Source organism: Streptomyces sp. NPDC019937, assembly GCF_040631655.1.
Taxonomy (GTDB): Bacteria; Actinomycetota; Actinomycetes; order Streptomycetales; family Streptomycetaceae; genus Streptomyces.
Map to the genome: position 1 here is coordinate 1 of NZ_JBEYAL010000004.1, position 19,503 is coordinate 19,503.

Genomic DNA, 19,503 nt, shown 5'->3' on the forward strand with positions numbered 1-19,503 from the left:
CGCGGGTTGCGAGGCTCCCCCAGCTACCGCTGGGAGGTGCCCCCTGCACCAGACGCCGCTCGCTGATCCGGCCTGATCCACACGACACCCCCTAGCCGTACGGTCCTCAGCCGCGGCGGATGCGGCCGGCCACGGCGTGCCCGACGAACAGGTACACCACGGCGGGCAGCCCGTAGTTGAGGACCGTCCGCAGCCAGTCCGTGTCCATCGTGAACAGGTCGTGGGACCAGCCCGCGAGCCAGCCCGCCGCGTCGCGGACCACGGTCACGAGGTCGTTGGCGGGGTTGGCGTCCAGAAGGGCGAACAGGATCCACAGGCCGAGGATCACGGCGGTGATGTCCGCGACGACCATCACGACGGTCGCCGCCTGATTGTTTCCGTAGCGATAACTTCGGGACATGCCCGGACGTGTTGCCCCGCCGTGCGGAGCCAAACCACCTACCCGGCCAGTTCCGCCAGCACCCGCAGCGTCCGTTCGTCCGGCGCGATCACCAGCAGGTCCGTCACCGGCCCCTCGCGCCACAGCTCCAGCCGTTCCGCGATGCGTCCGCGCGGGCCGATCAGGGACACCTCGTCGGCGAAGGCGTCCGGCACCGCCGCGATCGCCTCGTCGCGGCGGCCCGCGAGGAACAGCTCCTGGATCCGGCGCGCCTCGTCCTCGTAGCCCATGCGGGCCATCAGATCGGCGTGGAAGTTGCGGGCCGCGTGGCCCATGCCGCCGATGTAGAAGCCGAGCATCGCCTTCACCGGCAGCAGCCCCTCCGCGATGTCGTCGCACACCCGCGCCTGGGCCATCGGCGCCACCATGAAGCCCTCGGGCGCTTCCGCGAGGGCCGCCTCGTACAGCGGGGTCCGCCGCGGCGACCAGTACAGCGGCAGCCAGCCGTCGGCGATGCGCACGGTCTGGGCGATGTTCTTCGGCCCCTCGGCACCGAGCAGCACCGGAAGGCCGGGGCGCAGCGGGTGGACGATGGGCCTCAGGGGTTTGCCGAGGCCGGTGGCGTCCGGCCCGGCGTACGGATGCGCGTGATAGCGCCCGTCGAGCCGTACGGGCGCCTCGCGGCGCAGCACCTGCCGGATGACGTCGACGTACTCCCGGGTGGCGGTGAGCGGGCTCTTGGGGAACGGCCGCCCGTACCAGCCCTCCACGACCTGCGGCCCCGACAGGCCGAGGCCGAGCATCACGCGCCCGCCGGAGAGGTGGTCGAGGGTGAGTGCCTGCATCGCGGTGGCGGTGGGGGTGCGCGCGGCCATCTGCGCGATCGCCGTGCCGAGCTTGATACGGGAGGTGTGGGCGGCGATCCAGGTGAGCGGGGTGAAGGCGTCCGAACCCCAGGACTCGGCGGTCCACACGGAGTGATAGCCCAGCCGCTCGGCCTGCCGGGCCAGCTCCAGATGGCGGGGGTCGGGGCCGCGGCCCCAGTAGCCGAGCGCCAGGCCGAGCCGCATGACAACCCCTCTCTGACGTCACGTCAGGTCGCTTGCCGCCTGGACTGTACGGCCCGGGTGCGCACATGGCAACGGGCGGGAAAGCGGACGGCCCCTCGCCCGGTAGCGGGCGAGGGGCCGTGTCATGGGGAGGTCAGCCGCGCTGGATTCCCGTGGTGTCCTGGAGCACACCGCGCCGCCCGTCCTGGGTCTGCGCGACGAGCGCCTGCCCGCGCTGCTCGACGGCCAGGTACCAGGTGCCCGGGGCCAGTTCGGCGATCGTGCCGGACGAGCCGTCCTCGGCGTACAGCGGCCGGGTCACCGGCACCGCGAACCAGAACGGCGCGAAGTCGGAGCCGCCCGCCGCCGGGGCCGGGGCCGGCTGGCCCGGCTGACCGCCGAACGAGGGCTGGCCCGGGCCGCCCTGCGGCTGACCGGGCTGGGCGCCACCCGGGCCCGGGTAGCCGTAGCCCGGCTGCGGGGCCTGCGCGCCGTACGGGGACGGAGCGCCGTACTGGGACGGGGCCGCCGGACCGGAGGCGTTCATCAGCGGCGCCTTGAGGGCCGGGACGCGCGGGGTCGCGATGACCGCCGCGGCGCTGGCGAGCGTCGCCACCAGCGTGAGAATGGCGCCGACACCCGGGCTGAGCCTGTCCGGCGTGACCATGAGCGACCACAGCGAGTCCCAGGCGGCGACCACGGTGAAGCCGGCGCCCCACTGGTCGAGGGTGAGCCCGCTGACCTTACGGCTCTCGGGCTGGAACCGCCCCGCGATGACCAGCCCCGCGCCGATCAGCCCGATCAGGAACACCGACGGAAGGACGACCAGGAGCAAGTCCGTGTCCCAGCCATTCGGCATGTCGGGGCAGTACGAGCCGTCACAATCGGCCGAGTAGAAGTCGAGGAAGGAGGCGATGAAGAGCAACACCGCTGCTCCGATCACCACGCCGTCGCCTCGAGTGAGCGAGCGGATGTTCAACGTGAGTCCTTTGTTGTTTTCTCGTATACGGACGCTGCCGCCAGGCGCGGTGGCGCGAAGGCGTCGGGGGTGGACCCATCGTACGGGGGAATCAAGCTGCTGAGACCGGGGGTGGGGCATCGGTATCCCGGTCGTGACCTCGCGTTCGGTTGTTGGAGACTTAGCGGTTCAAGAAGTCCGTAATGCCCTGCGCGATGCCGAGGGCCGCGCGCTCACGCCACTTCGGATCGGTCAGTTCCGACGCGTCTTTCGGGTCGCGCATATTGCCGCACTCGATGAACACTTTCGGAACGGTGGAGAGATTGAGACCGCCGAGATCGCCGCGGACATTCAACCCGCTGCCGTCACCGATGTAGTCGGCGGGCGCACTGCCGGTGGCATCCATGAATTCACCGCGCACCCGTTCGCCGAGCAGCCGGGAGGGCGCGGCGATGTTCGAGGTGTCCGCGCCGCCGCCGCGTACGGACTTGGGGAGGATGACGTGGAAGCCGCGATCCCCGGCGGGGGCGCCGTCCGCGTGCACGGACACCACGGCGTCGGCGTGCGCGCCGTTCCCGATCCGCGCCCGCTCGTCCACGCACGGCCCGTACGAGCGGTCGCCGTCCTGCGTGAACTTCACCGTCGCGCCGCGCGCTTCGAGCAGGGCGCGGGCGCGGCGGGAGACGTCGAGGGTGAAGGCCGCCTCGGAGTATCCGGCGTCGGTGGCCGTGCCGGTGGTGTCGCACTCCTTCTTGTTGGTGCCGATGTCGACGCGGCGGGCGATCTCGGAGGTGTGATCGCGGTTGTTGGGGTTGTGGCCGGGGTCGAGCACCACGACCTTGCCGGTGAGCGGCTTGCCGTCGGTCCCGTTGGTCCCGTTCTTGGGCGAGGCGGACGGCGGCTGGGGAGGCAGCGGGGAGGAGGTGGACGAAACGGTCGGCAGGGAGGAGGCCGGTGTGCCGCCGCCGTCGTTCTGCCCTGACCCCATGGTGTCCCACACCATCCAGCCGCCGAGGCAGACGGGTGCCAGGGCGGCCAGCACGAGGGTGAGGGTGCCGCCGCGGCGGCCGGACGCGGAGGGAAAGCTGCCTTTCGACACGTCGGTGATGGTAGCGGCTGCGGGTCAGGTGAGTGGGTTCGTCCCGGTACGGCGCAGCACGCGCAGCGAGCGGGTCGCGGAGACCTCGGTGAACGCGCCGGAGGCGAGGGCGCGGCGGTAGATCCGGTACGGGGCCTGCCCGCCGTCGGCCGGGTCGGGGAACACGTCGTGGATGACGAGAAGCCCCTCGGGCGCGACGTGCGGCGCCCAGCCCTCGTAGTCGGCGGTGGCGTGCTCGTCGGTGTGCCCGCCGTCGATGAACACGAGCGCCAGCGGCTTCCCCCATACCGCGGCGACCCGCGGGGACCGGCCGACGGCGGCGATGACGTGGTCTTCGAGGCCCGCGGCGTGCAGCGTGCGGCGGAAGGTGGGCAGCGTGTCCATCCGGCCGACCTCGGGGTCGACGACCTCCGGGTCGTGGTACTCCCAGCCGGGCTGCTGCTCCTCGGAGCCGCGGTGGTGGTCGACGGTGACGGCGACCGTGCCGGTCGCGCGGGCGGCGTCGGCGAGGAGGATCGTGGAGCGGCCGCAGTACGTGCCCACCTCCAGCAGGGGCAGGCCCAGGCGATGCGCGGCTTCGGCGGCGGCCGCGTACAGGGCCAGGCCCTCGTCGGTGGGCATGAAGCCCTTGGCCGCCTCGAAGGCGTTGAGGGTCGCGGTCGCGGGTCGGGTCACGCGGTCATCCTGCCGTATGGGGTCGGTGGTTCCGTTGCCGGGTGCGGCCCGGCGGCCGGTTTGTGCCCACCCGTCCCGCCCCGCGGGGCGATTGCCCATGAACCGGTGCGTTCGGTGGCCGGCGGCCGGCGGCCCGGTGCCCGTGAACGGGCGGAGGTGGGGCGGGACTCGGGCCCGGGGTGCAGCCCCGGTGTGGGCGCGCGGGACCCCGGTGGAGGTGCGCGGGGTCCCGGTGGGGTGTGGGGGCTGCGGGCCCGGTGTGGACGCGGGGACGCAGTCCCGGTGGGGTCCTGGGGCGGGGCCCCGGTGGGGTCCTGGGGCGGGGCCCCGGTGGGGGTGCAGGGGTGCGACTCCGGCGGGGGTGCGGGGCGGGGCCCCGGTGGGGGTGCAGGGCCGAAACCCGGCGGGGGCGCGGGGCGGAGCCCTCGAAGGGGTCCGGGGCGGAGTCCCTCACGCGGCGGAGCCGCACATCGACAAGGGCCGGGAAGGGGCGGGGTGGGGAAATGACTCCGGCTCCGGCGCCCAGGTGAGCACGCATCTGACCTTCCGTCAGATTGAAACAGGTTCTACCATCCGCCCATGGGCATCGCCGTCACGGAAGACCACGAGGAACTGGCGCGCGCGGTGCGGGGGTGGCTGGCGCGCGCGGTGCCGCCGGAGGCGGTGCGCACGGTGCTCGACGCCCCGCCCGGTGGCGGCGAACGGGCCGCCTACTGGCCCGGCCTGGCCGCGCAGGGCCTGCTCGGGCCGCATCTGCCGGAGGAGCGGGGCGGAGGCGGCGGGGGACTGGTCGACCTCGCCGTCGTCCTGGAGGAGACCGGGCGGGCGGTGCTGCCCGGGCCGTATCTGCCCACCGTGCTGGCCTCCGCCGTACTGCACCGGGCCGGCCGGGACGAACTGGTCGCGGGCCTCGCCGACGGCAGCCGCACCGGCGCCGTCGCGTTCGGCGCCGGATCGCTCACCGCCGCGCCCGGCCCGGACGGCGGACTGGTCCTCGACGGCTGCGCACCGCCGGTCCTGGGCGCGGCGGACGCCGATGTGATCGTCCTCGCCGCCGCCCGGGGGACGGCGACCGTCTGGCTGGCCGTGGACGGCGCCGACCTCACCCTCCGCGTCCACGACAGCGCCGACCCCACCCGCCCGACCGCCGAGGTACGCGCCTCCGGCGTGGCCGTCCCCCGGGCCCGGGTGCTGGACGTCGACCCCGCGCTGGTGACGGACCTGGCGGCCGTCCTGCTCGCCGCCGAGGCGTGCGGCACCGCGGGCTGGGCGCTGGAGACGGCGGCCGGGCACGCCCGGGTGCGGGAGCAGTTCGGGCGGCCGATCGGGCAGTTCCAGGCCGTGAAGCACCTGTGCGCCGACATGCTCGTCCGTGTCGAGCAGGCCCGCGCCCTCACCTGGGACGCGGCCCGCGCGGCGGAGGACACCCAGGCCGACGAAAGCACACGCGGGCTCACGGCCGCGCTCGCCGCCGCCACCGCGCTCGACGCCGCGTACGGCTGCGCCAAGGACTGCGTCCAGATCCTCGGCGGCCTCGGCTTCACCTGGGAACACGACGCCCACCTCCATCTGCGCCGCGCCACGGCGGCCCGCGCGCTGCTCGGCACCGGCGCCCACCACCGGTCGCGCGCCGCGCGCCTCGCCGCCGCCGGAGCCCGCCGCGAACTGCGGCTCGACCTCCCGCCCGAGGCCGAGGCCCACCGCCGCGCCGCCCGCGCCGTCATCGCGACGGCGCGCGGGCTGGACCCGGGCGCTGCCCGGCGCGCCCTCGCGCCCACCGGGTACGCGGCACCGCATCTGCCACCCCCGTACGGCCTCGGCGCGAGCCCGCTGCATCAGCTCGCCATCGCGCGCGAGCTGCGCGACGCGGGCGTGGCGCTCAGCGATCTGGGCGTCGCCACCTGGGTGGTGCCCTCGCTCATCGCGTACGGCACGGACGCCCAGCGCGAGCGCTTCCTGCTGCCGACGCTCCGCGGCGAACTGCGCTGGTGCCAGCTGTTCTCCGAGCCCGAAGCCGGCTCCGATCTCGCCGGCTTGCGCACCCGGGCCGAGCGCACGGCGGAGGGCCGGTGGCGGGTCAACGGGCAGAAGGTGTGGACGTCGGGGGCCCGGTCGGCGGACTACGGCATCCTGCTGGCCCGTACGAACCCGAAGGCACCCAAGCACAAGGGGCTCGGCTACTTCCTGGTCGACATGAAGCGGACGGCCGGGATCACCATCCGCCCGCTGCGGGAGATCACCGGGGACTCCCTCTTCAACGAGGTGTTCCTGGACGATGTGCTGCTCCCACCGGACGCGGTGGTGGGCGAGGTGGACGCGGGCTGGGCGGTCGCCCGCAACACCCTCGGCAACGAACGCGTCCACATGGCCGACCAGCTGACCTTCGACACCGGCCTGGAGACGCTGATCGCACACGTTCCGGATACCGGCCCGGAGCGGGAGCGCGTCGGCGGGCTGATGGCCGAGGCCCACGCGCTCGCCTGCATCGGGCTGCGCACCACCTTGCGCCAGGTGTCCGGGGTGGAGCCGGGCGCGGGTGCGAGCGTCCGCAAGCTCATCCAGACGACCCACCAGCAGAAGGTCGCCGAACTGGCCCTGGAACTGCTGGGCCCCGGCGGCGCGGTGCGCGAGGGCGCGGGCGAACGGGCCCTGCACGGCTTCCTGATGTCGCGCTGCCTGACCATCGCGGGCGGTACGACCCAGGTGCAGCTGAACGTCGTCGCGGAACGGCTGCTCGGCCTGCCCCGCGATGGGGGCCGGGACGGTACCTAGGTCCATCGACCCGCGCGAATGCGCAGAAATGCCGATGCGGGGGGCGGGCCCGGGGTGCGAGCATCACCGCCATGGCCACCCCGACTCCCCCCTCGCGTGCCATTCCCTCCGCCACCGACCCCGCCCAGCGCCCGCCACGCGCCTCGCCACCGGCCTGGGCGGTGCTGCTGGCCGCCTGCTCCGGACAGTTCGTGGTGGTGCTCGACATATCGGTGGTCAACGTCGCCCTGCCGTCCATACGCACCGACCTGGGGCTCGGCGAGACCGCGCTGCAGTGGGTGGTCAACGCCTACGCGCTGACCTTCGCCGGGTTCATGCTGCTCGGAGGGCGCGCGGCCGACCTCTTCGGACGCAAGCGGGTCTTCCTCACCGGGCTCGGGCTGTTCACCGCCGCCAGCCTGGCGGGCGGCGTCGCCCAGCAGCCCTGGCAGCTGGTCGCGGCCCGCGCCCTCCAGGGCCTCGGCGCGGCCGTGCTCTCACCGGCCACCCTCACCATCCTCACCACCGCCTTCCCGCACGGCGCGGCCCGCACCCGCGCCATCGGCACCTGGGCGGCGGTCGGCGCGGGCGGGGGAGCGGCGGGCGGGCTGGTCGGCGGGGTGCTCACCGAGTTCCTGTCGTGGCGCTGGGTGCTGCTGGTCAACGTGCCGGTGGGCGCGCTGGTGCTGGTGGCCGCGGTGGTGTGGCTGACCGAGAGCCGCTCCGGGACGGTGCGCCGGCTCGACGTCCCCGGCGCGGTGCTGGTCACGGCGGGCGTCACGGCGCTCGCGTACGGCATCGTGCAGACCGAGCCGCACGGCTGGGGCGCCGCCGCCTCGCTCGGGCCGCTGCTCGCCGGGGTGGCGCTGCTCGCGGTCTTCGTCGCCGTCGAGGCGCGTACGGCGGAACCGCTCATGCCGTTGCGGCTGTTCCGGATCCGGGCGGTCACGGCGGCGAACGCGGTGATGGTGGTGTGTGGCGGCGGCATGTTCGCCATGTGGTACCTCATGACGCTCTACTTGCAGAACGTGTTGCACTACAGCCCGGTCAAGGCCGGTCTCGCCTTCCTCCCGCACAGCCTGTCGATCGTCCTCGGCTCCAAGGTCGCGCCCCGGCTGATGACCCGGCTGGACGGGAAGCTGCTGGCCATCGCGGGCGGATCGCTGGCCGTCGTCGGCTACGCGTGGCAGAGCCGGATGGACGCGGACGGCACCTACGTCGGTACGGTGCTGGGCCCCGCGATCATCATGTCGCTCGGGGCCGGACTGATGACGACCCCGCTCGCCGCCTCCGCCACCTCGGGCGCGGGCCCGTCGGAAGCGGGGCTGGTGTCGGGGCTGGTCAACACCTCGCGGCAGATCGGCGGTGCGCTCGGGCTGACCGTGCTGGCGACGGTCGCGGCCGAGCGGATCGCGGCCCGTGGCGGGGACGGACCGGAGGCGCTGGCGGCCGGGTACGGCCATGCGTTCGTCGTGGCCACGGGGATCATCGCGGCGGCGGTGCTGCTGATGGCCGTGGCCCTGCCGCGTACGCCCGCAGCGACACCCGCGGATTCATAGCCGGCCGTTCCGGCGGGCGGCCCCGTGCCACGCGAAGCTGACGATCCGTCAGCAGTCTTCCCCCGTCAGGGGGATTGGGCTATACATGGGTGCCATCGGCTAGAACGCGTTCTAAACGCGGCGCGGCCCTGCCGACCAGTGACGACCCCGGCGCGGCCGACGGTGCGGACGGGCGGGCCGGGGTCTTCCCGCCAGCCGGGGGTTCTCCCGCCAGCCGGGGGCCTCCCGCCCCTCCCGCCAAGGAGTGCTGTTCGCCTATGCCCATCGACGCCGCCACGGCCGTCTCGGCCGAGCCCCGGACCACCGCCCTCGCCTGGGGACACAAGGACATCCAGCTCTACCACCTGGGCATCGGCGCCGGAATCCCGGCCACCGACCCCGATGAGCTGCGCTACACCCTGGAGAGCGAGCTGCACGTCCTGCCCAGCTTCGCCACCGTCGCGGGCGGCCGCATGGCGCTCGCCGGGGGGCTGAACGGCCCGGGGATCGACGTCGACCTCGCGGCCGTGCTGCACGGCGGCCAGACCGTGGAGGTGCACCGGCCGATACCGGTGACCGGGGACGCCACCCAGACGTCCCGGGTCGCGGCGGTGTACGACAAGGGCAAGGCCGCGGTCATCGTGCTGCGCACCGAGGCGGCCGACGCGGACGGCCCGCTGTGGACCTGCGACAGCCGCATCTTCGTGCGCGGCGAGGGCGGCTTCGGCGGCGAGCGCGGCCCCTCCGAGCGGCTGGAGACCCCCGACCGCGAGCCCGACCGCACCGTGGAGCGGGCCATCCGGGAGGACCAGGCGCTGCTCTACCGGCTCTCCGGGGACTGGAACCCGTTGCACGCCGACCCCGGGTTCGCCAAGCTCGCGGGGTTCGAGAAGCCGATCCTGCACGGGCTGTGCTCGTACGGCATGGTCCTCAAGGCCGTCGTGGACACCGAGCTGGGCGGCGACGTCGCCCGCGTGCGCTCGTACACCACGCGCTTCGCCGGGGTGGTGTACCCGGGCGAGACCCTGCGCATCCGGATGTGGCGGGACGAGGGGCGCGTCCAGGTGACGGCGAGCGCCGTCGAGCGGGACGACGCGCCCGTCCTCGGCGACACGGTCGTGGAGCACGCCTGACCCCGTGATCCGACCCCTCCGTACCCCCTGATCCGACCTGATCCCTTGATCCGAGAGGAGCCGCTGTGCGCGCAGCCGTACTGCACGAGACGGGACAGGACAAGCTCGAAGTCCTCGACGACATCGAGGCCGTGGGCTTCGGCCCCGGCAAGGTCCGGCTGCGCATCCGGGCCACCGGGCTGTGCCACTCCGACCTCTCCGCGATGAGCGGCGTCCTGCCGCAGCCGGTGCCCTTCGTCCCCGGCCACGAAGGCGCCGGGGAGATCGTGGACGTCGGCGACGGGGTGACCGGGCTGAACCCCGGCGACCGGGTGCTGGTGTGCTGGCTGCCCGCCTGCGGCGGCTGTCCGTCCTGCAAGCGCGGGCAGAGCCAGCTGTGCCTGTCCGGGTTCATGAACGCCGGAACGGCCAACTTCAAGCGCGCGGGCGACGGCGCCGACCAGGTCTTCGGCATGGCCGGGACCGGCACCTTCGCCGAGGAGGTCGTCCTCCCGGCGTCCTGCGCTGTGCCGATCCCCGACGACGTCCCGTACGACATCGCCGCCCTCATCGGCTGCGGGGTGACCACCGGGCTCGGCGCGGCCCTCAACACGGCGCGGGTGGAGGCCGGTTCGTCGGTCGCCGTCATCGGCTGCGGCGGGGTGGGCATCAGCGTCGTGCAGGGCGCCCGCGCGGCGGGCGCGGCGCACATTCTCGCCGTCGACCCCATCACCTCGCGGCGCGAGGCGGCGCTGCGCTTCGGCGCCACCGAGGCGGTCGCCCCGGACGGGCTCGACGACGCCAAGAACAGCGTCACGGCGGGCGAGGGCTTCGACTACGTCTTCGAGGTCGTCGGCAAGTCCGCCACCGCCCGCCGCGCGTACGAGGTCACCCGGCGCGGCGGCACCCTGTGCGTCGTCGGCGCGGGCGCGGTGGACGACTTCCTCCAACTCAGCATGTTCGAGCTGTTCTTCGACGAGAAGCGGATCCTGCCGTCCCTGTACGGCGGGGGCGATGTGCTGCGCTCGTACGAACGGACCATCGCGCTGTGGCGGGCGGGCCGCATCGACCTCGCCGGGCTCATCACCCACCGGGTGCGGCTCGGCGAGATCAACGACGCGCTCGGCCAGATGCGGACGGGGGAGGCGCTGCGCACATGCATCGAGATCTGACCCGGGAGGGGAGGCGTCCGCTGGCGGGGAAGACCGCGATCGTCACCGGCGCCGGGCGCGGGCTCGGCCGCGCCGAGGCCCTGGAGCTGGGCCGGCTGGGCGCCGCCGTCGTCGTCAACGACTACGGGCAGGGCGGCCGCGACGGCTCGGGCGAGGCGTCCTCCGGCCCCGCCGAGGAGGTGGCCGAGGAGATCCGCGCGGCGGGCGGCCGGGCCACGGCCCACGGGGGCGACGTGGCCGACTTCGACACGGCGCGCGGGCTGGTGGGGCTCGCGGTCGACACCTACGGTGCGCTGGACATCCTGGTCAACAACGCGGGCATCCTCCGCGACCGGATGGTCTTCTCGATGAGCGAGGACGAATGGGACTCGGTCATCCGCGTCCACCTCAAGGGCCACTTCAACACCACCCGCTTCGCGGCCGCGCACTGGCGTGACCGTTCCAAGGCCGCCGGGGGCGGGCCGGTGCACGGCCGCATCGTGAACACCTCGTCCGAGGCCTTCCTCGCCGGGTCGCCCGGCCAGCCGAACTACGCGGCCGCGAAGGGCGGCATCGTCGGCCTGACCCTCTCCACGGCGGGCGCGCTCGCCAAATACGGCGTGACGGCGAACGTCATCTGCCCACGGGCGCGCACCCGGATGACCGAGGACGTCTTCCCCGACGCCGGGCTCACCGAGGACCACCTTGATCCTCTGTCCCCCGAGCACGTGGCCCCGCTCGTCGGCTACCTCGCCTCGCCGCGGGCGGCGGAGGTGAACGGCCAGGTGTTCGTGGTCCACGGGGGCATGGTGGCGATCGTGGAACGGCCGAGGGTGGCCGCGAAGCTGGATGCGGCGGGGGACGTCTTCGGCTTCGAGGAGCTGGACGGCCTGCTCACGCCGTACTTCGATGAGCGGCGCGGTGAGGGGTTCGCGGCGCCGGAGGTGCTGAGCCTGAAGCGGGGGTGAACGACGGCGGGGTGAACGACGCCCACCCCGCCCTTCCCCACAGCCTCGGCGAGTGCTGCGGGAAAGGGCGGGGTGGGAGGTTGCGCTCCCGGCCGTCTTACGAGGCGTTCTCGCTCGGGCGGCGGTGGCGGCCGTGCACCGGAGCCTGCGGCTCCTCGGACGCGGCCTGCTGACCCCGGTGCTTGCCCTGGCCTGCGGCGGCACTGGCCTCGGCAGCCTCCCGCGGGCGCGCCTGGGGCATGTCGGTTCGGGTATCGGACATGTGGGAAGTCACCCCGGTAAGTTCGCTCCGTACTCTGCGCGAGGGGCCCGCCACAACGTCGATATGCGCCGTGCCAATCGGCTGCGCAGCCCCGAGCGACCGAGTCTAACCAGGGCGGTGATCGCGAACCCAGCGGGGTGGCCGGGGCTCCTGTGACCTGGCGAGAGGCGCCTGCTGGAGCGGTACGGGCCGCGGGGCGACCACGGTCAGCTCGGGCTCCTGCCCGGTCTCCTGCTCGACCCCGGGCCAGGACCCCGTCCCGGCCCACGGCTCCACCCCGGACTCCCCCCGCGCGCCGCCCGCGCCCGCGCGCGTGATCACGCCCGCGTCCGTGCCCAGGCGCACTCGGACGCTGAAGCCCACCCGGGGGTCCGCGCCCGAGCCCACTCCCCTGCGCCCGCCTGCGCTCGAGCCGGCGCTTGCGCCCAGGCCCGCGCCCGCCCCCGCGCTCGCCTCCCCGCCCGAGCCCGAGCCCGGCGCGCCTGCGCGTAAGCCCGCATCCCTGCGCAAGCTCACGCCCGCAGTCACGCCCGCGCCCGCTTCCGCGCTCGCGCCCACGCGGGGGCCCGCGCCCGCGTGAGTGACGGCCTCCGAAGCCGCGCCGCCGTCGCTCACCTTGCGCCACGGCGTGATCCCGGTCCCCTCCACCGGGCGGGCGGTGGGGCGGGGCGCCCGCCGGATCACCCGCGGTCCGGCGGGCGTGCGCGGCGCCGGTGCCTCCGGCAGCCACACCCGCGCCAGCCCGCACGGCACCTGCCGCGTCGCGTACGGCAGCCACAGCTCGCCGTCCCGGCTCCACAGACCGGCCCCGGGCAGCCACCCCTCCGGGGCCGAGAACTGGCGCAACCGCCGCTCGGACGGCCGCCAGACGCCCACCCACGGCCGCCCGCCCGCCGCGGCGTCGATGCGGAAGGCGACCGCGCACGCCTCCGGCGTCAGCATCTGCCCCGGCTGGATCGCGAAGGGGGCGGCCGTCGCCTGGGCGGGCGGGCGGAGGCAGTCCGGGAAGCGGACCGGGAGGGTGCTGCCCAGGACGCCCCACCCCAGCCGCTCGTCGCCGGGCGCGTCGGACCGTACGAGCAGCAGACCGCTGTCGGGGTCGGCGAGGAGCAGCCGGTCGTTGCTGCGCTCGGTGATCTGGAGCAGCGGGCTGGTCTCACCGCCGCGCCCGAGGTCCACCACGATGGTCTTGGTGCGGCCCTCCAGCTCGCGGTCGAGGGCGAGCAGCCGGCCCATGCGGTCCAGCCAGGCGCCGCCCGTGCAGCGCCCGGGCACTTCGGTCAGGTGCTGGAGCCCGCGGGCGCCGCCGTGGATCAGCCAGACGGAGGTGGAGCGGGGGCCGCGCCCCAGCGCGTACGCGCAGGTGCCGCCGGGCGCGGGCGGCAGCAGTGAGACATCGGCGCGGTCGATGCCGCCGAGGACCCGCTCGCCCGTGCCCGGGCCAGTGGGGTAGAGCAGCGAGAAGGCGTGGTGCCCGGCCACCCGGCGGTGGATCAGCACCTGCCCGTCGGAAAGCGGCAGCACCTCGCTGTCCGGCTCCTCGGGCTGGGCGCCCGGCAGCGGCACGGCGTACGGCTCGGGCCCGTCGAGCGTCCAGCGCTCGGGGAACCAGCAGCCGGTGTCGCCGCCGAGGGCGAGCCGCGCACCGTACGAACGGTCCGGGGTGATGGTGAAATCCGTGGACCTTTCTCGTGGCCGGGCGCTGACTCCCGTGGTGAGGGCGGCGTCGAAGGCACAGGCGGTCATCGTTCAGTCACCTCCGGCCACTGAACGTAGGTTTCGTACCCCCTCCCGGTGGTCGATAAGAGGTCGGCTCCACCCTTACGTGTGGCTGTTGTCCGATTCGCCTGAGAGGTCGCGGATGAATGTGCTGTAAGGAGGGACTTTCGCGGTGCGATTAAAGTAAGGCACGCCTAAGTGCCTGAATACCTTGATCTTGGAGCGCCCCATGTCCGTACACCGCCGCGGCAGCGCCGCCCTCGCCCTCGCCCTGGCCGGGGCCCTCTCCCTCGCCGCCTGCGGCGCGTCCGACAGCGGCAAGGACGGCGCCAAGGGCAACGGCGGCGGCGGGAAGTCCGTCGCGCAGGGCGGCAAGGACTTCGGCAAGGCCGCCGAGCAGACCGCGAGGATGGGCACCGACGCCGAGCCCGGCCAGTTCCCGCGCACCATCACCCAGGCCATGGGCAAGACGGAGATCAAGAGCAAGCCGAAGCGGGTCGTGGTGCTCGACGTCGGCGAGCTGGACAACGTCGTCTCGCTCGGCGTCAAGCCGGTCGGCTACGCGCCCTCCGAGGGCGACCAGGCCATCCCCGGCTACCTCAAGAAGGCCGCCGGGAACCCGAAGAACGTCGGCACCATCAACAACCTCAACCTGGAGGCCATCAACGCCCTCCACCCCGATCTGATCCTGGGCAGCAAGCTGCGCGCCGAGCCGCTGTACGACGAGCTGAAGCAGATCGCCCCGACCGTCTTCTCCATCCGCCCCGGCTTCACCTGGAAGGAGAACTACCTCCTCAACGCGGCGGCCCTGGACCGCACCGCCGAGGCGAAGCGCAAGGTCGCCGCGTACGAGGCGAAGGCGAGGAAGCTGGGCGAGGACATCGGCCCGAAGAAGCCGACCGTCACCATGCTGCGCTTCATGCCGGAGTTCACCCGGCTCTACGCCAAGGCGTCCTTCATCGGCACGATCCTCCAGGACGTCGGCCTGCCCCGGCCGAAGAACCAGCAGGTCGACGACCTGGCCACGGAGATCGGCCCGGAGCGGATCAAGGAGGCCGACGCCGACTGGATCTTCACCGGCGTCTACGGCGACCCCAAGGCCACCAAGCGGGACCAGGCGGAGTCCAACCCGCTGTGGAAGAAGCTCAAGGCGGTCAAGGCGGGGCACGCCAAGAACGTCGAGGACGAGACCTGGTACCTGGGCCTCGGCGTCACCGCCGCCGACCGGGTGCTGGACGACCTCCGCGGCTACCTGGTCCGCTGATCCCCCTTCAGACCCGGCCAGGGCGCGGCCGTCGCGCTGGGTGAAGGCAGGGGCAAGGCTTCCCGGTGATCTGGGAGGTAGCCTTGCCCCGTGCCCGCTCTCACCGATGTCCTCGCCGCCCTCGACGCCCTCTGGCCGCCCGAGCGGGCGGAGCAGTGGGACGCCGTCGGGACGGTCTGCGGGGACCCCGATGCCCAGGTCAGCCGCGTGCTGTTCGCCGTCGACCCCGTCCAGGAGGTCGCCGACGAGGCGGTGGCGCTCGGCGCCGATCTGCTGATCACCCACCACCCGCTCTATCTGCGGGGCACGACCACGGTCGCCGCCTCCACCTTCAAGGGGCGGGTGGTGCACACCCTGATCAAGCACGACATCGCGCTGCACGTCGCGCACACCAACGCCGACCGCGCCGACCCCGGCGTCTCCGACGCCCTCGCCGGCGCGCTCGACCTGCGGACCGTCGGCCCGCTGGTGCCGGACCCGGCCGACCCCACCGGACGCCAGGGGCTCGGCCGGATCTGCGAACTCGACCGCCCCGAGTCGCTGCGCGAGTTCACCGAGCGCGCCGCCGCCCGGCTGCCCGCCACCGCGCAGGGCATCCGCGCCTCGGGCGACCCGGACCGTACGATCCGTACCGTCGCCGTCTGCGGCGGCTCCGGGGACGGCCTGTTCGCCGAGGCGCGCGCGGCCGGGGTCGACGCGTACCTCACCGCCGACCTGCGCCACCACCCGGCCTCCGAGGCACGCGAACACAGCGACCTCGCGCTGGTGGACGCCGCGCACTGGGCCACCGAATGGCCCTGGACCGAGCAGGCCGCGGCGCAGCTCGACGAGATCTCCGACCGGCACGGCTGGGACCTGCGCACCCATGTCTCGCGCAGGGTCACCGACCCGTGGACGGCCCACGCCGCGGCCACCGCCCCGTTCCGGGCCTTCGTGCCCGACACCGCCTCGGCCTCACCCGCCTGAGGCCCCGCCTCTTTCCGTCCCCTACGCACACCTCTGGAGCCCCCCGCTGAACGCCGCGCCCGCAGACCAGATCCGCCTGCTCGACGTCCAGGGCCTCGACGTACGGCTCTCGCAGCTCGCGCACAAGCGCCGGACGCTGCCCGAGCACGCCGAGCTCGAGACCCTGAACGCCGACCACACCCAGCTGCGTGACCTCCTCGTCGCGTCCCAGACCGAGGAGAGCGACACCGCCCGCGAGCAGACGAAGGCGGAGCAGGACGTGGACCAGGTGCGCCAGCGCGCCGCCCGCGACCAGAAGCGTCTCGACTCCGGGGCCGTCACCTCGCCCAAGGACCTGGAGAACCTCCAGCACGAGATCGCCTCCCTCGCCCGCCGCCAGAGCGACCTGGAGGACGTCGTCCTGGAGGTCATGGAGCGCCGTGAGGCCGCCCAGGAGCGGGCCACCGAGCTGACCGGCCGGGTGGAATCCCTCCAGGCCAAGATCATCGACGCCACGGCGCGGCGCGACGCGGCGGCCGAGGAGATCGACGCCGAGATCGCGACCGTCACCAAGGAGCGCGAGGTCATCGCCGGGACCATCCCCGCCGATCTGCTGAAGCTCTACGACAAGCTGCGCGAGCAGCAGGGCGGCGTCGGCGCCGCCCGGCTCTACCAGCGGCGCTGCGACGGCTGCCGCCAGGAGCTGGCCATCACCGAGCTGAACGAGGTCCGGTCCGCCGCCCCCGACACGGTGGTGCGGTGCGAGAACTGCCGCCGGATCCTGGTCCGTACGCCCGAGTCCGGGCTGTAGCCGATGGCGCGGCGTCGTTTCATCGTCGAGGCCGACGGCGGCTCCCGGGGCAACCCGGGGCCCGCCGGCTACGGCGCCGTCGTCCTGGACGCGGTGACGGGCGAACCGCTCGCCGAGGTCGCCGAGTACATCGGCACCGCGACCAACAACGTCGCCGAGTACAAGGGCCTGATCGCCGGTCTGCGGGCCGCCCACGCCCTCGACCCGGAGGCGGACGTCCAGGTCCGGATGGACTCCAAGCTGGTCATCGAGCAGATGTCAGGGCGTTGGAAGATCAAGCACCCGGACATGCGGCCGCTCGCCACCGAGGCCAAGGGGCTCCTGCCACCCGGCCAGGTGACGTACGGCTGGATCCCGCGTGAGCAGAACAGCCACGCGGACCGGCTCGCCAACGAGGCGATGGACGCGGGCAAGCGGGGCGAGCAGTGGCAGCCGAAGGTGCCGCCGGGCGGCACCCTCGCGACGGCCGCCCCCGAGGCCCCGGCCCACGACGCGCTCGCCTCGGCGGCCCCCGCCGCCCCTGCCGTGGGCTGGGGCTCCGCCGACCTCGGCGCGCCCACCACGTTCGTCCTGCTCCGGCACGGCGAGACGCCGCTCACCCCGGAGAAGCGCTTCTCCGGCAGCGGCGGCAGCGACCCCGGCCTCTCGGACATCGGCCACCGCCAGGCCGAGCTGGTCGCGGCGTCACTCGCCGCGCGCGGCACCATCCAGGCCGTCGTCACCTCGCCCCTGAGGCGCTGCCGCGAGACCGCCCACACGGTGGCCACGCGCCTCGGCCTCGACGTCCGCGTCGACGAGGGGCTGCGCGAGACGGACTTCGGCGCCTGGGAGGGCCTGACCTTCGCCGAGGTGCGCGACCGCTACCCGGACGACCTCGACACCTGGCTCGGCTCCTCCAAGGCCGCCCCCACGGGCGGCGGCGAGTCCTTCGCCACGGTCGCCCGCCGCGTCGCCCTCTCCCGCGACAAGCTGATCGCCCGCTACGCGGGCCGCACGGTGCTGCTCGTCACCCATGTCACGCCGATCAAGACCCTGACCCGGCTGGCCCTCGGCGCCCCGCCGGAGTCCCTGTTCCGCATGGAACTCTCGGCCGCGTCCCTGTCGGCGGTGGCGTACTACGGCGACGGCAACGCCTCCGTCCGCCTGCTGAACGACACGTCCCACCTGCGGTAGGCGCCCCCGCGCCCCGCGCCCTACCGCAGGGCGGCGGCCTCCCGTGCCAGGGACTCGACGCGGGCCCAGTCGCCCGCCGCCACCGCCTCCGCGGGGAGCATCCAGGTGCCGCCCACGCACCCCACGTTGGGGAGCGCCAGATAGCCGGGGGCGCGGGCGGCGTTGACGCCGCCGGTGGGGCAGAAGCGGGCGCCCGGGAGCGGGGAGGCGAGGGCGCCGAGGTAGGCCGTACCGCCTGCCGCCTCCGCCGGGAAGAACTTCATCTCGGTCACCCCGCGCTCCAGCAGCGCCACGACCTCCGACGTGGTCGAGACCCCCGGCAGCGACGGAATCCCCGAGTCCCGCATGGCGCCCAGCAGCCGGTCCGTCCACCCCGGGCTGACCAGGAAGCGGGACCCGGCCGCGACGGCGGTCTCCACATGCCCGGGGGTCAGCACCGTGCCCGCGCCGACGATCGCCTCCGGCACCTCCGCCGCGATCGCCCGGATGGCGTCGGCGGCGGCCGGGGTGCGGAAGGTGACCTCGATCGCCGGGAGGCCACCGGCGACCAGCGCACGGGCCATCGGCACCGCGTCGGCCGCGTCGTCGATGACGACGACGGGGATGACGGGGGCGAGATCGAGCAGGGAGGAGGAGGAGGGCGCGGTGTCTGTCACGGGACCATTCTGCGGGCGGGTGTCATGGCTCGCAACGCACGTTGCGGAGGATGCAATGCCGCCCTGCCGTCGCTCTGCTACGGCCGCCGGGAAGCGCCGCGTGGCCGTACGAGGACCACAGCCCCGTACGGGGACCACAGCTCCGTACGGGGACCACAGCTCCGTACGAGGGCTACAGCTCCGTCACCACCACGTCCAGCGCCCACGGCCGCCCCGCCCGCTCCGGGGCCGTCGCCTCCACCACGTACCCGAACCCCCGCAGCGCCTCCACCAGCTCCCCGGGATCCTTCGGCTCGGCCCCCGCCATCAGCAGGTCCCGCACCATCCGGCCCTTCGTCGCCTTGTTGAAGTGGCTCACCACGGACCGCTTCTCCACCCCGTCCACGATCTTCGACTGCAGCACCCGCACCGTGGCCGTGCGCTCCGCGACCTCCCCCTTCGGCTTCCACGCCGTCGCGTACGCCGCCGACCGCAGGTCGAGGACCAGCCCGTTCCCGGCGGCCTCCGGGAGGACGGTGGCCATCGGCGTACGCCAGAAGGCGCCGAGCGCGCCGAGACCCGGCAGCTTGACCCCCATCGAGCAGCGGTACGACGGGATGCGGTCCCCGATCCGTACCGCGCCCCACAGCCCCGAGAAGACCAGCAGCGAGCGTGTCGCCCGCCGCCGGGCGGGGGCGGGGAGGGAGGCGAGGCCGAGCGCGTCGTACAGCACACCGGTGTAGATCTCCCCGGCGGGCCGGGTCCCGGCCGACCGGAGCGCCGCGTTCTTGGCGACCTCGCCGCGCAGCCCCGCGCTCAGCCCCAGCACCTCGGCCGCCTTCGCCTCGTCGCCCGAGCACAGCGTGACCAGCTCCTCCAGCACCCGGGCCCGGGCCTCGCCCAGCCCCGGAAGCGACAGCGATCCCAGGTCCAGCGGGGATCGGGAGCCTCCCGTGGCCTTTCCCTCGGACGGCGGCAGCAGGACGAGCACGGTCTCTCCTTCGAGCTTCGGCG

At 74.1% G+C, this 19,503-nt stretch carries 17 protein-coding genes and 1 pseudogene; 9 read left to right on the top strand and 9 right to left on the bottom strand.

Going from position 1 to position 19,503, the window contains the following annotated elements:
* Positions 1–106: 106 nt before the first annotated feature.
* From ABZ562_RS04760 to ABZ562_RS04780, 5 genes are all read right to left on the bottom strand, one after another.
* On the bottom strand, positions 107–400 hold the full coding sequence (locus ABZ562_RS04760) for a hypothetical protein (protein ID WP_361474059.1): 294 nt from the start codon (positions 398–400) through the stop codon (positions 107–109).
* Between the two features lie 38 nt (positions 401–438).
* Complete coding sequence (locus tag ABZ562_RS04765; protein WP_361474062.1) at positions 439–1,449, bottom strand: LLM class F420-dependent oxidoreductase; 1,011 nt, start codon at positions 1,447–1,449, stop codon at positions 439–441.
* A gap of 133 nt (positions 1,450–1,582) precedes the next feature.
* On the bottom strand, positions 1,583–2,407 hold the full coding sequence (locus ABZ562_RS04770) for a hypothetical protein (RefSeq protein WP_361474065.1): 825 nt from the start codon (positions 2,405–2,407) through the stop codon (positions 1,583–1,585).
* A gap of 160 nt (positions 2,408–2,567) precedes the next feature.
* Complete coding sequence (locus ABZ562_RS04775) at positions 2,568–3,389, bottom strand: N-acetylmuramoyl-L-alanine amidase (protein WP_361474509.1); 822 nt, start codon at positions 3,387–3,389, stop codon at positions 2,568–2,570.
* 120 nt (positions 3,390–3,509) lie between these two features.
* On the bottom strand, positions 3,510–4,106 hold the full coding sequence (locus ABZ562_RS04780; protein ID WP_361474511.1) for a class I SAM-dependent methyltransferase: 597 nt from the start codon (positions 4,104–4,106) through the stop codon (positions 3,510–3,512).
* 633 nt (positions 4,107–4,739) lie between these two features.
* On the opposite strand from ABZ562_RS04780, the gene ABZ562_RS04785 reads away from it, so the two are divergent.
* The 5 genes from ABZ562_RS04785 to ABZ562_RS04805 all read left to right on the top strand — a co-directional run bounded on the left by ABZ562_RS04785 (position 4,740) and on the right by ABZ562_RS04805 (position 11,680).
* Positions 4,740–6,932, top strand: coding sequence for an acyl-CoA dehydrogenase (locus tag ABZ562_RS04785; protein WP_361474068.1), 2,193 nt, complete (start codon positions 4,740–4,742; stop codon positions 6,930–6,932).
* A 71-nt stretch (positions 6,933–7,003) separates the two neighbouring features.
* On the top strand, positions 7,004–8,470 hold the full coding sequence (locus tag ABZ562_RS04790) for an MFS transporter (protein WP_361474071.1): 1,467 nt from the start codon (positions 7,004–7,006) through the stop codon (positions 8,468–8,470).
* Positions 8,471–8,727: 257 nt separating this feature from the next.
* Entirely contained in the window at positions 8,728–9,582 is an 855-nt protein-coding gene (locus ABZ562_RS04795; protein WP_361474074.1) for a MaoC/PaaZ C-terminal domain-containing protein, read from the top strand.
* Between the two features lie 65 nt (positions 9,583–9,647).
* A complete protein-coding gene (locus ABZ562_RS04800; protein ID WP_361474077.1) occupies positions 9,648–10,733 on the top strand; it encodes a Zn-dependent alcohol dehydrogenase in 1,086 nt (361 codons plus the stop codon).
* Complete coding sequence (locus ABZ562_RS04805; protein WP_361474079.1) at positions 10,718–11,680, top strand: 3-oxoacyl-ACP reductase; 963 nt, start codon at positions 10,718–10,720, stop codon at positions 11,678–11,680. The genes ABZ562_RS04800 and ABZ562_RS04805 overlap by 16 nt, the downstream gene beginning before the upstream one ends.
* A gap of 97 nt (positions 11,681–11,777) precedes the next feature.
* Here ABZ562_RS04805 and ABZ562_RS04810 read toward each other — a convergent pair whose 3' ends face one another.
* Positions 11,778–11,942, bottom strand: coding sequence for a hypothetical protein (locus ABZ562_RS04810; RefSeq protein WP_361474082.1), 165 nt, complete (start codon positions 11,940–11,942; stop codon positions 11,778–11,780).
* Positions 11,943–12,662: 720 nt separating this feature from the next.
* Positions 12,663–13,688: pseudogene (locus ABZ562_RS04815) on the bottom strand (hypothetical protein); the annotation flags it as partial.
* A 202-nt stretch (positions 13,689–13,890) separates the two neighbouring features.
* Between ABZ562_RS04815 and ABZ562_RS04820 the strand changes: the two are divergent.
* The 4 genes from ABZ562_RS04820 to ABZ562_RS04835 all read left to right on the top strand — a co-directional run bounded on the left by ABZ562_RS04820 (position 13,891) and on the right by ABZ562_RS04835 (position 17,854).
* The gene (locus ABZ562_RS04820) at positions 13,891–14,925 is read left to right on the top strand and encodes an iron-siderophore ABC transporter substrate-binding protein (protein WP_361474085.1); all 1,035 of its coding nucleotides are present in this window, start codon (positions 13,891–13,893) and stop codon (positions 14,923–14,925) included.
* A gap of 90 nt (positions 14,926–15,015) precedes the next feature.
* Positions 15,016–15,891: a Nif3-like dinuclear metal center hexameric protein gene (locus ABZ562_RS04825; protein WP_055550763.1), complete on the top strand. Its 876-nt coding sequence runs from the start codon at positions 15,016–15,018 to the stop codon at positions 15,889–15,891.
* Positions 15,892–15,937: 46 nt separating this feature from the next.
* Positions 15,938–16,681, top strand: coding sequence for a C4-type zinc ribbon domain-containing protein (locus ABZ562_RS04830; protein ID WP_361474514.1), 744 nt, complete (start codon positions 15,938–15,940; stop codon positions 16,679–16,681).
* A 3-nt stretch (positions 16,682–16,684) separates the two neighbouring features.
* Positions 16,685–17,854 carry a bifunctional RNase H/acid phosphatase gene (locus tag ABZ562_RS04835; protein WP_361474089.1) on the top strand — a complete coding sequence of 390 codons (1,170 nt, stop codon included), beginning with the start codon at positions 16,685–16,687 and terminating at the stop codon, positions 17,852–17,854.
* 20 nt (positions 17,855–17,874) lie between these two features.
* On the opposite strand, the gene eda is transcribed toward ABZ562_RS04835, so the two are convergent.
* Positions 17,875–18,510: a bifunctional 4-hydroxy-2-oxoglutarate aldolase/2-dehydro-3-deoxy-phosphogluconate aldolase gene (gene eda / locus ABZ562_RS04840; RefSeq protein WP_361474092.1), complete on the bottom strand. Its 636-nt coding sequence runs from the start codon at positions 18,508–18,510 to the stop codon at positions 17,875–17,877.
* A 172-nt stretch (positions 18,511–18,682) separates the two neighbouring features.
* The gene (gene yaaA, locus ABZ562_RS04845) at positions 18,683–19,480 is read right to left on the bottom strand and encodes a peroxide stress protein YaaA (protein ID WP_361474095.1); all 798 of its coding nucleotides are present in this window, start codon (positions 19,478–19,480) and stop codon (positions 18,683–18,685) included.
* Positions 19,481–19,503 lie beyond the last annotated feature (23 nt).

Coding starts and splice junctions, on each gene's coding strand:
- ABZ562_RS04760 (WP_361474059.1), bottom strand. CDS start 400: ATGTCCCGAAGTTATCGCTACGGAAACAATCAGGCGGCGACCGTCGTG.
- ABZ562_RS04765 (WP_361474062.1), bottom strand. CDS start 1,449: ATGCGGCTCGGCCTGGCGCTCGGCTACTGGGGCCGCGGCCCCGACCCC.
- ABZ562_RS04775 (WP_361474509.1), bottom strand. CDS start 3,389: ATGGTGTGGGACACCATGGGGTCAGGGCAGAACGACGGCGGCGGCACA.
- ABZ562_RS04780 (WP_361474511.1), bottom strand. CDS start 4,106: ATGCCCACCGACGAGGGCCTGGCCCTGTACGCGGCCGCCGCCGAAGCC.
- ABZ562_RS04785 (WP_361474068.1), top strand. CDS start 4,740: ATGGGCATCGCCGTCACGGAAGACCACGAGGAACTGGCGCGCGCGGTG.
- ABZ562_RS04790 (WP_361474071.1), top strand. CDS start 7,004: ATGGCCACCCCGACTCCCCCCTCGCGTGCCATTCCCTCCGCCACCGAC.
- ABZ562_RS04795 (WP_361474074.1), top strand. CDS start 8,728: ATGCCCATCGACGCCGCCACGGCCGTCTCGGCCGAGCCCCGGACCACC.
- ABZ562_RS04805 (WP_361474079.1), top strand. CDS start 10,718: ATGCATCGAGATCTGACCCGGGAGGGGAGGCGTCCGCTGGCGGGGAAG.
- ABZ562_RS04810 (WP_361474082.1), bottom strand. CDS start 11,942: ATGTCCGATACCCGAACCGACATGCCCCAGGCGCGCCCGCGGGAGGCT.
- ABZ562_RS04820 (WP_361474085.1), top strand. CDS start 13,891: ATGTCCGTACACCGCCGCGGCAGCGCCGCCCTCGCCCTCGCCCTGGCC.
- ABZ562_RS04835 (WP_361474089.1), top strand. CDS start 16,685: ATGGCGCGGCGTCGTTTCATCGTCGAGGCCGACGGCGGCTCCCGGGGC.